The organism is Caballeronia sp. LZ001 (genome assembly GCF_031450875.1).
Lineage (GTDB): Bacteria > Pseudomonadota > Gammaproteobacteria > Burkholderiales > Burkholderiaceae > Caballeronia.
This window is the reverse complement of the sequence record NZ_JARTVX010000004.1, coordinates 3,348,241-3,361,207: the sequence shown is the minus strand read 5'-3', so window position 1 is coordinate 3,361,207 and position 12,967 is coordinate 3,348,241. Positions and strand designations below refer to the sequence as shown.

The following is a 12,967-nucleotide window of genomic DNA, read 5'->3' as shown; positions in this document are numbered from 1 at the left end:
ACGCGGGCCGCTCAAGAACGGTCCGCGTTTGCTTTTTAGGGAAGGCTTCATATTCGAACAAGCGCGACACTTACCCCGCGTTCGCCTCGATAAGCGCGACGATACGCGCCTGCTGTTCGTCCGTGAGCGTCGGGAAGATCGGCAGGCACATGACCTTGCTGGCGGCATCGGCCGCGACAGGCAGGTTGGCGCGCGGCGCCGATGACAGACCACGGTACATCGGAAAATCGGAAATCAGCGGGAAGAAATAGCGGCGCACCATGATGTCCTGCGCGCGGAACGCTTCAAACAATTCATCGCGGGAAAGCGGATATTCGTTTTCCACGAGAATCGGAAAGTACGAGTTGTTCGATTCCTGATCGACGCACACGGGCAACAAACGGATGCCGCGCACGCGTTCGAGCCGCTCGGCGTACCGTGATGCGACCGCGCGCCGCCGTGCGAGCGCATCGTCGATATGCTGGAGCTGCAGCATGCCGAACGCCGAATTGACCTCGCTCATCTTGCCGTTGATGCCAGGCGCCACGACCGTGGTTTCGTCGACGAAACCGAAGTTCTTCAGCCGGTCGATGCGCAGCTTGGTCTTCGCATCAGGGCTGATGACCGCGCCGCCTTCGAAGGTGTTAAAGACCTTGGTCGCATGAAAGCTGAGCACGGACAGGTCGCCCGCACGCAGAATGCTGCCCGCTTCAGTGCGTACGCCGAACGCGTGCGCGGCATCGTAGATGACTTTAAGGTTGTACATGTCGGCGATGCGCTGGATCGCTTCGACATCGCACGGATGGCCATAGCAATGTACGGGCAGGATGGCCGTGGTTTCCTTCGTGATGGCCGCTTCGATTTTCGCGGGATCGAGATTCAGCGTGACCGGATCGACATCCACGAAAACAGGCTTGATGCCGTTCCACAGCAACGAGTGCGCAGTCGCGACGAACGAATAAGGCGTCGTGATCACTTCACCGGTGATGCGCAGCGCCTGCAGCGCGGTAACGAGCGCGAGCGTGCCGTTGCTGAAGAGCGAGAGATGCGGCACATCGAGGTACTTGCAAAGCGCCTGTTCGAGTTGCTGATGGAACGGGCCACCGTTTGTCAGCACCTTGCTTTCCCAGATCTGCTCCAGATACGGCAGAAACTGCTCCAGAGGCGGCAGATGCGGCTGGGTGACGTAGATGCGTTCATGCTGCTGCAGGGCGAGGACGGCTTCGTGGGGCAGGCTGGCATTCATGATGGCGCTCGTAAATTCGTGGTCTCGTGGTCTTGTGTCGGATGCGCGCCTGTCCAGTTGGCCGGCGTCTCGAATGCCGACGCGGTCAGACGAGTTTGCAAATTATGTTGCGCGAGACCGGCCGTTAAAGCGCCGAAGTAATGCCCAAACATCCACCTGTTCGCGTGAATGAACCAGCAGCTTTCAAACGAAACTTCATGCTCGGCAAACCGGGGCATTCAAGTCGGCCACGGCGCCATCAAGCCGCCGAATCGGGCAAGTGTAAGCACAAAGAAACGCAGGGTTCCGCCACATGAACATGGCCAGCATTCCCCCTTCGCGCAAGGGTCATCCGTACTACATCATGGCCCCGGCTTATCGGGAAACCTCGGCGGGTATCGTCGTCATGCACACGCTTTGCGACGTGCTAAATCGCGACGGTTATGAGGCGTATATTGCCGGCACGCCAGTGGTGAACCCAGCATTCGACACCCCGCTTCTCACGCCGGAAGTGCAGACCTTGCACCGGGCGCAGGGTCGCACGCCCATTGCGATCTACCCGGAAGTCGTGTCCGGCAATCCGCTCAATGCCGAAGTGTGCGTGCGCTACATCCTCAACCGCATCGGCTTCATCAACGGCAAGCCGCTCAACGAGGGCAAAGACGACCTGTTCTTTTACTACTCGGAGAATTTTCTCGGCGACGCGAAGAAAAGCGACGTCGATTTTCTGTTTCTCCCGGTGCTCGATACGGAGTTGTTCAGACCCGACCCGACGCGCAAAAAGGACAAGACCTTTGTCTTCCAATATCGTTATCCGCTGGACAAGATCGACTTTTCGCTACTTCCAGCCGGAACCGAATTGCTTTCGATGGCGAATCCAGTAACGCTGCCCGAACTGGCCAAGAAGCTTCAGGGCGGGCGCGTGTTGTACTCGTACGAGCTTTCGTCCGTCTGCCCTGAAGCGATGATGTGCGGCTGCCCGGTCATCTTCCTGCCCGACGGCGGCCTGAAGGAAGTGCCCGATCAGTTCGCGTTCGGCGCAAATGGCTCTGCGATGGCCACCGAAAAGAACGGCTTCGCACGGGCCGTTGCCACCGTGGACACGGTTTATCCAACCGTGCTTGCCATGAGCCGTGTGTTCCGAGCCCAGCTTCCCGTGTTCCTGGAGAAGACCCAGCATGCGGCACGCAAAGCGAACCTGCGTCGAGACGCCACGTCCGTGGCACCATCGTCGCACGCGTCGGCAATGCAGCCGCCCAGGCCGCGTATCGCCGTGCTGACGATGGAGCCCGTTGCGCATCGCGCGACCACCGTGCGCGTCGCCAAACCGTTCGAATTGCTGGCCGATCAGTGGGAACTCAGCTGGCCGGTTCAGGACAACGCAGGCGTGCTCGGTCCCTTCAACATGCTTCTGATGCAGCGACGTTTTCCGATCTCGATTCCGCAGCAACAGCTAGATCAATTGTTCTCGACGGGCAAGCCGGTCGTCTACGAGACGGACGAACTGATGCATGATCTTCCCGCCGATCATCCCTTGCACTTCCTAAGCCGGCAGACCGCGCAGAAGACCGAGTACGTCATGCGCCGCGCCAGTGCACTCGTCGTGTCGACGCCCGCACTCGCGCATGCGCTGCGGGCGTACAACGCCAATATTCATGTGCTGCCGACGAGCGTCGACTTCGACCGCTTCTACAGTCCGGTACGTACGCATGGTGGCAAGGTACGTATTGGCCTAATGGGTTCGGCCATGAAGCCGTGCAATTTTGCCTTGATCGAACCGGCGCTGAATGAGATTCGCGCGCGCTTTGCAGGCGTTGTGCAGTTCGTCTTCGTCGGCGCGCTGCCGCCCGATGACTGGATGGGCCACGAAGACGTCACCATGACGGGCACGTCCGCGACGTACGCCGCGCATGCCGTGGCGTTACAGCAGCTCGAACTCGATCTCGCGCTCATGCCGCTGGCGGCATCGGCAACTGTCGATGGCGCACCACGCATGGAGTGGCTGGAATACTCGGCGGCGGGCGTGGCGACGGTCGGCAGCGATCATTCCGCCTACAACGAACTGGTGACAAACCGCTGCTCGGGGTTGTGCGTAGAGGCGGAATCGACCGAGAGCTGGATCGATGCAATCGCGCGTCTCATCGACAATCCCGCACAACGACGCGGATTGGCCCGCACCGCGCAGGCTATCGTGTACAAGAGCGGTTCGGTGCAGTCCCAACTGTCGCGCTATCACGAGGTTTTTCTGCGCTGCCTGGGTCTCAATCCGGGCAAGACCTCCGTCACCGCGCCGGAACGGATTCCAGCCGTGTTGATCCTTGACGCGCAGGGCGACGCGCAAAAGGTTCAGCACAGCCTGAAGCTACATGCGAACAGCCCGCACAAGGATCATATGGTCGTCGTGCTGACTACACAGCAAGGCGCTCTGCCCGAATGGGGCGACGATCTGCGTTATCTGCACGCAACGGCGAGTGAATTCTGCGGCGCCATGGAGCAGATCTGCGGGCACGACGAATTTGACTGGAAGGTGGTCACCGAAGCAGGCGTCGCGCTGCTCTGAGGTTCATGGCGGGAGCGTGGCGCAATACGCACGTTCCCGCTTTTTCCGCGTGTTAGATGGTCCCCCACCCAAACGCCATCCCCGCCAACCATCTCCGATACGCCACCGACATCCGGTCGCACTTCTGATGCAACTCCGCATCGAGCGCGAGCGGCAGCAGCTTCGGCCATTGCGACTCCACGATCGGCGTGTCCTGCAGCAGAATCTCCATGTTGAAGTCGTACAGCTCCTCGTCGCTGTGCAAAGTCTCGTCTTCGTGAATGGAAACGAGCCACGCGCGGGTCTCGGTCTGCGTCACGGGCGACGCCACCAGCATGATATGCAGTGCGCCCATTGCCCCCGACGCCATCTTCGTGAGCTTCGCAACCAGCGGCCGCTTCACGCGATAAACGTAATCCATCATCGCGCCGCCCTGCCCCGGTAAACCCGCCGGCTGCCAGAAACGGCACTGGCGCGCTTCGAGTCCGTCGGCGCTTTCCATGACTTCATAGTCCGGCACTTCGGTATGCGCATCCTCGCCGAGAATGCCCACGTGCACGAACGAAAAATGCGCCATGTCCAGGAAGTTTTCGACGACACGCGGCGCGGACGACTTCACCGTCTGCGGCGCAAGGTTGATGCGCCGTCCGCCCGGAATCGCGGCTTCGGGAAAGAAATCGAGCGCGTGCGCGGGCTCGCCGAAGCACATCCACACGACGCCGTATTTCTCCTCGGCGACGAACGCGGTGGCGCACGCGCGCTTCAAAGGCCGAAGCGACGGATTCGACGGAATCAGCACGCACTGACCAAGCGTGTCGTAGCGCCAGCCGTGATACGGACACACGAGCTGATCGTTCGTCACCGCCCCCAGCGACAGTTGCGCGCCGCGATGCGGACAGTAGTCACGCCAGACATGCGCCACGCCTTCGGCATCGCGCCAGACGACGATGCGCTCATCCGCGACGATGAACGCTCGCGTCGAACCCGCCGGCACGTCATCGCCATTACAGACCGCCAGCCATTCGCCAGCGAGAGAAAAGTCGTCGCTCATAGCACTGAAGCATCCGCAGAAAACGCCGTTAATCATCTGTCCGAGATGCGTTCTTACACGATTCACAGCAGCTTGGCAAAACGTTGCAAAATACCAGTCGTCGGAGACGAACATCGCGACGGGGCCGCAATAAGACAAAAGCGCGACAGCAAAGACACGCGCAAAAGACCATAACAGCAAGAAATCACCACCAGGGGTTCAGTATGGAGCAGGCGCATCAACCGGCACGCCGGGCCTATGCCTTCGCATGGTCCGGCAACCGGAATCCCGAACGCGAGCAAGCCATGCTGCGTATCGGGATGGGAGCGGCAGTTCTGCTGGCTTATGCGGTGTATGCGTGGCGGCACCCTTCGGCCAACGCGTCGCTGATCACGCGGTTGATCGCGCTCTACGTGTCCTACGGTGCAATCACACTATTGCTCGTCAGCCGGATGATGGCGCTGTCCAACGTCCGGCTCGTCATCACCACTATCCTCGATCAGGCGTTGCTCGGCGCCATGCTCTTTCTCTGCGGCACGCTCGCCTTGCCGCTGCTGTGGGTGGTGTTCTGGTTTCTGATCGGCTCGGGATGCCGCTACGGCAAGCGCACGCTCGCCATTTCGTGCGCGATGGCGCTCGTCGCGATCGTCGCGCTGGCGTTGTGGCAACCGTGGTGGGTGGCAAACCGCGCCGCCGCGCTCGGGCTCGCGCTGAGCGTGCTGGGCGCGTCGGTGTATCTGAGCGTGCTGGTCGACAGGCTTGGCAGCGCGAATCGCGTGCTGGCGCGGCAGGCATCGACAGACCCGCTCACGGGCCTCTATAACCGTTACGCGCTCGAACAAACCGTGAATCGCGCGATGTCCGCGCCCGAAGCCGCCGACGCGAATACCAGCGCACTGCTACTGATCGACCTCGACGGCTTCAAGGGCGTGAACGATACCTACGGTCACGCAGTCGGCGACGTGCTGTTGCAGTCGTTCGCGCAATTGCTTGCACGGCGCATGCGCAAGACCGACACCATCGCGCGGCTGGGCGGCGACGAGTTCGTCGTGCTCGCGCGCAACATGCGCGATCGCAGCGCGGTGCTCACGCTCACCGATGGCATCCATTCGGCGCTCGCCGACCTCACGCTGGTGCAGGAGCGCCCAGTGAGCGTATCGGCGAGTATCGGCGCCTGCTTGCTGTCGAGCGCGGCAGAAGCGCATGACGCCGATATCACCGCCGTGCTGAGAGCCGCGGATCGCGCGATGTATCGCGCAAAGAGTCTCGGCGAAGGCAAGACGGTGTTCGCCGAGGCGCGCGACTTCGAGATGCATTGAGCCCATCCGCGCGCATTCGAGCGCCTTTGCAAAGGCAAAAGCAAAAAGCGCGCGGCCCCGGTTCGGGGCTTCGCGCGCCTCTACAACGCGGAACTCAGGCCTCGACGCTAGTCCACGACTGTTCCCGCAGCTTCGCACGCAAACGCGCCACGGCCTGGCTATGCAACTGGCACACGCGCGACTCGCTCACTTCCATCACCGCGCCGATTTCGCGCAGGTTGAGGCCCTTCTCGTAGTACAAGCTCATGAGCAGCTTCTCGCGCTCCGGCAACTTGTCGATGGCTTCGATCAGCGCGCCGCGCAGACTGTCGTCCAGAAGCGCCGACAGCGGGTCCGAACGATCGACGCAGTAACGGTCGAGGAACGGCTCGTCGTCCGCCGAGCGGTCGAAGTCTTCGTAATAGATCAACTGGCTGCCGTGCAAGTCCTGCAGCATCGACTGATACTCGTCGAGCGGCATCTTCATGTGCTCGGCGACTTCGGTCTCGCTGGCTGAACGGCCAAGGTTCTGTTCCACCTTGTGTACCGCCGACTCCACTTCGCGCGATGTCTTGCGCATGCTGCGTGGCAACCAGTCATTGGCGCGCAACTCGTCGAGCATGGCGCCGCGAATACGCTGACTTGCGTAGGTTTCGAACTGGGCGCCCTGATCTTCCTTGTAGCGGCTAGCCGCATCGAGGAGGCCAATCATGCCGGCCTGGATCAGATCGTCGAGATCGACGCTCGCCGGCATCTTGGCGACGAGCTGGAGTCCGAGGCGGCGAACGAGCGGCGCATATTTCGTAAGCACGTCGGACTGCGAGAGTTTGCCTTGGGCGTTATACATCCTGTTCACCTTTCAATATCACATCGACGCCGTGCTGCTCATTGCATGATCAGAAAACGCCGCCGCTCGGTGCGCCGCTTTCCGTCCGCTTTCACCAGACTCGCCAACCGGAATGTGCGCGTCGTACTGGCTCGCTTCGTCGCCGCGCGAAAACGGCGCGGGACGCATCGGCCAGTGCAGCAGCTCGGCTGCGATGTAGCGGTAGTCGCGCGCCGCGGCCGTAGCCGGAAACGCTTCCACCGCACACCGAGAGAGCTCCCTCGCCCGAGCGACGCGCGCATCCTCGGACACATACCCTGCCTGCACGAGCGAAACGGCCAGATAACGGCTCGCGACACCCGAGAGGTTGTCGAACGCGATCGCTGCATCGGCTGCGTCCTGCACGTGATTCATCAGCACGCGGAACTGGCCGATCGCGTGGGCGTAGTGCAAGCGCTTCATGCACGCATACGCCTCGGTGATCGCCGACGCGGCTACCCGCGTCACTATCAGAAAGTCATGCGCCTGCGCCGCGAGCGACGAGAGCGCGCCATTACGATCGAGTTGCGCATCGATCAGCACGATATCCGCGGGGCCGTCGAGCAGCGCGCGTGCTTGCGCTGCGTCGTGGCTGATACGTTCATCGCGCGGTGCGGCGATCAGCGAAAAACCCATCGGCGTGCGCACCGCGACATCCTGCAATTCGCGACGGCCGGACATCACCGCCGAGAGCGCGCCCGCGCCATCCACACCCGCCATGCGGCTGACCGAGCCCGCGTTATGCCGCTCGTCGATGACGAGCACATCCTTGCCATGCACGGACAACGCCGCGCCGAGGTTCACTACCGCCGACGTGCAACCGATGCCCGCCGGTCCGCCCACTACAGCCACCACGCGAGAACTGGCGCGCGTCAGCAGCCTTCTCAGGCCTTCAGCCTGATCGAGCACGAACTTATCCAAAATGGACTCCATGCAGTTCGGTCGTGGCGCGTGCGGACAGTGCGGACAGAAGCGCCGGCACATCGTCGTCTTGCGGCACGAAAGGCGAGCCATCGCGCGGAATGCAGAACGCGCTCTTGATGAGGAAACGCTTGGTTGCGACGTACAAGTTCTCCGGCACCTTCTGACCGGTCGATACGTAATGCACCGGCAGCTTGTAGCGGATGACCGTATCGAGCACGCTGCCGAGGTTGGTCGCCTCGTCGAGCTTGGTCAGAATGCAGCCCGCGAGCGGCGGCTGGTCCGGCGCACTCTTGTAAGCCTGCACGACTTCGTTGAGCGTGTCGCCGTGGCTCGTGGCGTTCAGCAGCAACAAGCGTTGCACCGGCTGACCCGTGCCGCACAGCATCGCGATCTGGTCGGAGACCGTGCGATCGCGCTGGCTCATGCCGATCGTGTCGATCAGCACGATATGTTTGTTGCGCAGTTCGGAGAGCGCGAGTTGCAGGTCGGCGCCGTCCTTTACCGCGTGCACCGAGACGCCGAGAATCTTGCCGAAGATGCGCAGTTGTTCATGCGCGCCGATCCGGTAGCTGTCCGTCGTCAGGAGCGCGACCTTGCTGGCGCCGAAGCGCATCACACAGCGCGCCGCGAGCTTTGCCGTGGTCGTCGTCTTGCCGACGCCCGTCGGGCCCATCAGCGCGAACACGCCGCCGCGCTCCATCAACGCGTCTTCGCTCGGCATCACCGGCAGATTCGATTCGAGAACTTGCTGCACCCATTCGAGCGCGTTTTCCACGTTCTCCATCGACGGCATGTTGTCGATCACCATGCGCACGAGTTGCGCGGAGAAACCGGCGGCGAAGAGGCGCTTGGTCAAGGCCGAGTTGGTCGGGTTGCGGCGCTGGCGGTCGCCCCACAGCAAACCCGAGAAGTGCTCTTCCATCATCTCGCGCATCGACGAGAGTTCGTTCATCACCGTTTCGTTGACCACTTGCTCCATGCGCGTGCGGATGGCTTCGGTCACGACGGCTGCGGCATTGGCCGGCAAGCCTTCGAAATTGCCCGATGCGGCCGGCGCTTCGTCGGCGGCTTGCGGTGCTGCGTTGATCTTCTGTGCGGCGCGGCGTGCGGCGACTTGCGCGGCTTCACGCGCCCAGTCGGGCGTTTCGATCTTTGCGTGCGCTTGCGCGGCGGGTGCGGCAGGCGCGGCGGCAACCGGCTGCGCGGCGGCTTGTGCACGCGGCGCTTGCTGGCGCGGTGCGTCGGCTGCCTTGACCGATACCGGCACGCCCATGCCGCGTGCAATTGCGGCGGACGGCGTCAGCGGCCGGTTCGACGGCACCGAAGCCTGTTGCGCGATACGGCGCGCATGTTCGATCAACCACGGATTGGAATCGGCCATCGTGCGCGGTGCTTCCATGCGCTCTTCGTCGGCTTGCTCGTCGAAATCGTCGGCGTCGGCGGTGTTGCCGAAGACGGAGGAGAAAACATCGCCGCTGGCGTAGGGGTTCATCGGAGAGCTGGGAGCGGCGGCCTGCTGCTTCATCGCGGCGGCTGCGGCTTGTGCAAGCGCGGCGCGCGGCGTGGCGCTGGCGAACGGCGCGGCGGCGGCTTGTTCGCGTGCGGCCTTCGCGGGCGAGATCGAAGCGAGATCGCTATCCGCGACACCGACGATTTCCACCGATCCATCGTCGAGCGTGCGGTTGGACAACACCACGGCATCGGGTCCGAGCGCTTCACGGACCTGGCGCAGAGCGTCACGACTGTTCGCGCCGATGAATTTACGAATGTTCAAACTGGCCCCCGATGAGGATAGATGCAGCGATATTTGCGAGGCGAGCACCCTTTGGTTATTTCCGTGCCCGCTTTTCAGTGAAGCCATTATTGCGAAGATCACTTCGGGCCTATCGCTGGATAAAGGGTGTGAAAGAGGGGTATTTCGACTGATGGAAACAACCCGGCCGTGCGGATTGCGTCGCGCGTCATGCGGGAAAAAATGCCGGTCTGGCACGATCGACGCGACGGGACGAGAGATGTCGCTTGCCGGTTGGTCCGGCTGTGAGGCGCGCGGCGGCAGGCGCGTCGCGCGCCAAGGCGGCCGGACTGCATCAGCCAGAGTCCCATCCAGCGGCGTAAGCTACGGTCTGCGGCTCGAAACCCGGGCTCACCGATGCTCACTGACAAAGGAGACTTGTTCGCATGGCATCCGCTTCTCATGGCCAGACCACCGGCGCGCGTCTGGTTGTCGATGCGCTCGTTCATCACGGTGTCGAACGCGTGTTCTGCGTGCCGGGCGAGAGCTTTCTCGCCGTCCTGGATTCGCTGCACGACGAAACCAGCCAAATACAGACGATCGTCTGCCGCCACGAAGCCGGCGCGGCGAACATGGCCGAGGCGGTCGGCAAGCTGACGGGGCGTCCGGGCGTGGCTATCGTCACGCGCGGGCCGGGCGCGACGCACGCGTCCATCGGCGTGCACACCGCTTTCCAGGACTCGACGCCGATGATCCTGCTGATCGGCCAATGCGCGCGGGATCACATGGATCGCGAGGCGTTTCAGGAAATCGACTATCGGCGCATGTTCGGGCAGATGGCGAAGTGGGTCGCGCAAATCGACGATCCGCGCCGCGTGCCGGAGTATCTGAGCCACGCGTTCCATGTCGCGACGGCGGGACGTCCCGGCCCGGTCGTGCTGGCGTTGCCCGAAGACATGCTGACCGAAGCGTGCGACGCGGCGCCGCCCGTGCCGCGCTATCAGCGCGTCGCGGCGGCGCCGTCGCAGGCGCAGATCGAGCGCGTGCGCGAACTGCTCGCCAACGCGAAGACACCATTCGTGATCGCGGGCGGCAGCGGCTGGACCGCCGAGGCGACGCAGGACTTCGCGCGCTTCATCGAGCGCTGGCAGTTGCCGGCGGGATGCGCGTTCCGCTATCAGGACACGCTGCATAACGAGCATCCGAATTACGCGGGCGATGTCGGGCTCGGCATCAATCCGGCGCTGGCCGCGCGCGTGCGCGAAGCGGACGTGCTCTTCGTTCTCGGCCCGCGCATGGGTGAATCGACGACGGGCGGCTACACGCTGCTCGACATCCCGAAGACGAAGCAGACGCTGATTCACGTGCATCAGGGCGCGGAGGAACTGGGCCGCGTGTATAGCGCCGATCTGCCGATCGTCTCCGGCATGCCCGAGATTGCGTCGATGCTCGCCGCGCTCGAACCGCCCGCGCAGATCGCGTGGTCGGGCAGCGCCGAGACGGCGCACGCCGTGTATCTCGAATGGCGCAAGCCGCGCCCCATGCTCGGCGATGTCCAGCTCGGCGAGATCATGCGCACGCTTTCGGAGCGCCTGCCCGAAGACGCGATTCTCACCAACGGCGCGGGCAATTACGCGACCTGGCTGCATCGGCATTATTCGTATCGGCACTTCCGCTCGCAAGTTGCGCCGACGAGCGGTGCGATGGGTTACGGCGTGCCTGCGGCCATCGCGGCGAAGTCGCTGTACCCGCAGCGCACGGTGATCGCGTTCGCGGGCGATGGCTGCTTCATGATGTCGAGCCACGAACTCGCCACGGCGATGCAGTACCAGCTGCCGGTGATTTTCGTGGTCGTGAACAACGGGCAGTTCGGCACGATCCGCATGCATCAGGAGCGGCACTATCCGCATCGGGTCCATGGCACGGGGCTGACGAACCCCGACTTCGCGGCTTATGCACGCGCGTTCGGGGCGCACGGCGAGCGGGTCGAATCGACGGAGCAGTTCATGCCGGCGTTCGAGCGCGCTGTGAGTTCGGGATTGCCCGCGGTGATCGAGATTCGGATTCCGGCGGATCAGAGCACGCCGGGCGCGACGCTCGAACAGATTCGGGAGCAGGGGAAGCGCTGAGGGCTGGTTCAGCCGGTTAGCCCCGTCCAAACGAAAACGGCCCGGTCGCACACGACCGGGCCATCCAAAACAGCCACTAAACCTTACTTCCCACCCACGCTCTGCAGCGTCGTCCACTTCCCGCCAACGACCTTATACAGCGTGATACCGCCGTTTTTCAGATCGCCCTTCGAGTCGTACGCCAGATGCTTCGTGGTCACGCCTTGCATGTCGGTCTTGGCAAGCAGCGGCAGATACTTTGCCGGGTCCGTCGAGTTGGCCGCCTTCATTGCGTTGAACATGGCCATTGCGCCGTCGTAGGCGTACGGCGAGTACGTCTCTACGTCTTCGTTGAAGCGCTTCTTGTACTTCGCCGTGTAGTCCGCGCCGCCAGGCATCTGGTCCATCGGCAGGCCGGCAAGCGATGCCACCGTGCCATCCGCCGCGTCGCCCGCGATCTTGATGAAGGTGTCGGTCTTGACCATCTCGCCCGCCATCAGCGGTGCACGAAAGCCAAGCGTCTTCATTTGCTTGGCCATCGGCGCGGCTTGCGAATCCGCGCCGCCGTAGTACACGAGGTCAGGATTCGACGACTTGATCTTGGTCAGAATTGCCTTGAAGTCGACAGCCTTGTCGTTCGTGAATTCGCGCACGACGATATTGCCGCCCGACGCCTTCGCTGCCTTCTCGAACTGGTCGGCGAGACCCTGGCCGTAAGCCGTGCGGTCATCGACGATGGCGATCTTCTTCACTTTCAGCGTCTTCACCGCGAACTCGCCCGCGACCGAGCCTTGCTGCGTGTCGGACGTCATCATGCGGAAGGCCGTCTTGAAGCCTTGCGTGGTGTACTCCGGCGCGGTTGCCATCGCGATTTCGGGGGATGCCGGCATTCGCATAAATGCGCGATGCCGGAATGGTCGTGCCCGAGTTGAAGTGGCCGAGCATGCCCTTGATGCCGTCGTCGACGAGCTTCTGCGCGACGGTCGTGCCCGTGCGCGGGTCGGCCTGATCGTCCGCCGAATCGAGCACGATGCGAACCGGCTTGCCGCCGATCACCGGCTTCGTGGCGTTGAAGTCCTCGACCGCGAGCGTGATGCCGTTCTGGAAATCCTTGCCGTAGTGCGCCTGCGCACCGGTCATCGGCCCGGCGAAGCCGACCTTCACATCTTCTGCTGTTTGCGCGAACGCAGTCCCCGCGAGCGACAGGCCGGCGAGCGTCAGGGCGGCTGCCAGCTTGTTCATCGTGTGCTTCATAGCTTCTCCTAGT

8 protein-coding genes and 1 pseudogene are annotated in these 12,967 nt (G+C 62.9%); 3 read left to right on the top strand and 6 right to left on the bottom strand.

Annotated elements, in window-relative coordinates:
* Positions 1-70: 70 nt before the first annotated feature.
* Complete coding sequence (locus P9292_RS26630) at positions 71-1,225, bottom strand: DegT/DnrJ/EryC1/StrS family aminotransferase (RefSeq protein ID WP_309962054.1); 1,155 nt, start codon at positions 1,223-1,225, stop codon at positions 71-73.
* A 292-nt stretch (positions 1,226-1,517) separates the two neighbouring features.
* On the opposite strand from P9292_RS26630, the gene P9292_RS26625 reads away from it, so the two are divergent.
* On the top strand, positions 1,518-3,764 hold the full coding sequence (locus P9292_RS26625; protein ID WP_309962052.1) for a glycosyltransferase: 2,247 nt from the start codon (positions 1,518-1,520) through the stop codon (positions 3,762-3,764).
* 52 nt (positions 3,765-3,816) lie between these two features.
* Here the strand turns inward: P9292_RS26625 and P9292_RS26620 are convergent, their stop codons facing one another.
* On the bottom strand, positions 3,817-4,794 hold the full coding sequence (locus P9292_RS26620) for an aromatic ring-hydroxylating dioxygenase subunit alpha (RefSeq protein WP_309962050.1): 978 nt from the start codon (positions 4,792-4,794) through the stop codon (positions 3,817-3,819).
* A gap of 203 nt (positions 4,795-4,997) precedes the next feature.
* On the opposite strand from P9292_RS26620, the gene P9292_RS26615 reads away from it, so the two are divergent.
* Positions 4,998-6,092, top strand: coding sequence for a diguanylate cyclase (locus P9292_RS26615; protein ID WP_244826589.1), 1,095 nt, complete (start codon positions 4,998-5,000; stop codon positions 6,090-6,092).
* 94 nt (positions 6,093-6,186) lie between these two features.
* Here the strand turns inward: P9292_RS26615 and P9292_RS26610 are convergent, their stop codons facing one another.
* From P9292_RS26610 to flhF, 3 genes are read right to left on the bottom strand one after another with little or no spacing between them, the layout of a single operon-like run.
* Complete coding sequence (locus tag P9292_RS26610) at positions 6,187-6,918, bottom strand: RNA polymerase sigma factor FliA (RefSeq protein WP_244826590.1); 732 nt, start codon at positions 6,916-6,918, stop codon at positions 6,187-6,189.
* 18 nt (positions 6,919-6,936) lie between these two features.
* Complete coding sequence (locus P9292_RS26605) at positions 6,937-7,857, bottom strand: MinD/ParA family protein (RefSeq protein ID WP_309844929.1); 921 nt, start codon at positions 7,855-7,857, stop codon at positions 6,937-6,939.
* Positions 7,850-9,634 carry a flagellar biosynthesis protein FlhF gene (gene flhF / locus P9292_RS26600; RefSeq protein WP_250526399.1) on the bottom strand — a complete coding sequence of 595 codons (1,785 nt, stop codon included), beginning with the start codon at positions 9,632-9,634 and terminating at the stop codon, positions 7,850-7,852. The genes P9292_RS26605 and flhF overlap by 8 nt, the downstream gene beginning before the upstream one ends.
* 404 nt (positions 9,635-10,038) lie before the next feature.
* Here flhF and P9292_RS26595 point away from each other — a divergent pair, with 404 nt between their 5' ends.
* On the top strand, positions 10,039-11,721 hold the full coding sequence (locus P9292_RS26595; RefSeq protein WP_309844932.1) for a thiamine pyrophosphate-binding protein: 1,683 nt from the start codon (positions 10,039-10,041) through the stop codon (positions 11,719-11,721).
* A gap of 83 nt (positions 11,722-11,804) precedes the next feature.
* On the opposite strand, the pseudogene P9292_RS26590 reads toward P9292_RS26595, so the two are convergent.
* Positions 11,805-12,954, bottom strand: a pseudogene (locus P9292_RS26590) (branched-chain amino acid ABC transporter substrate-binding protein).
* Between the last annotated feature and the right edge of the window lie 13 nt (positions 12,955-12,967).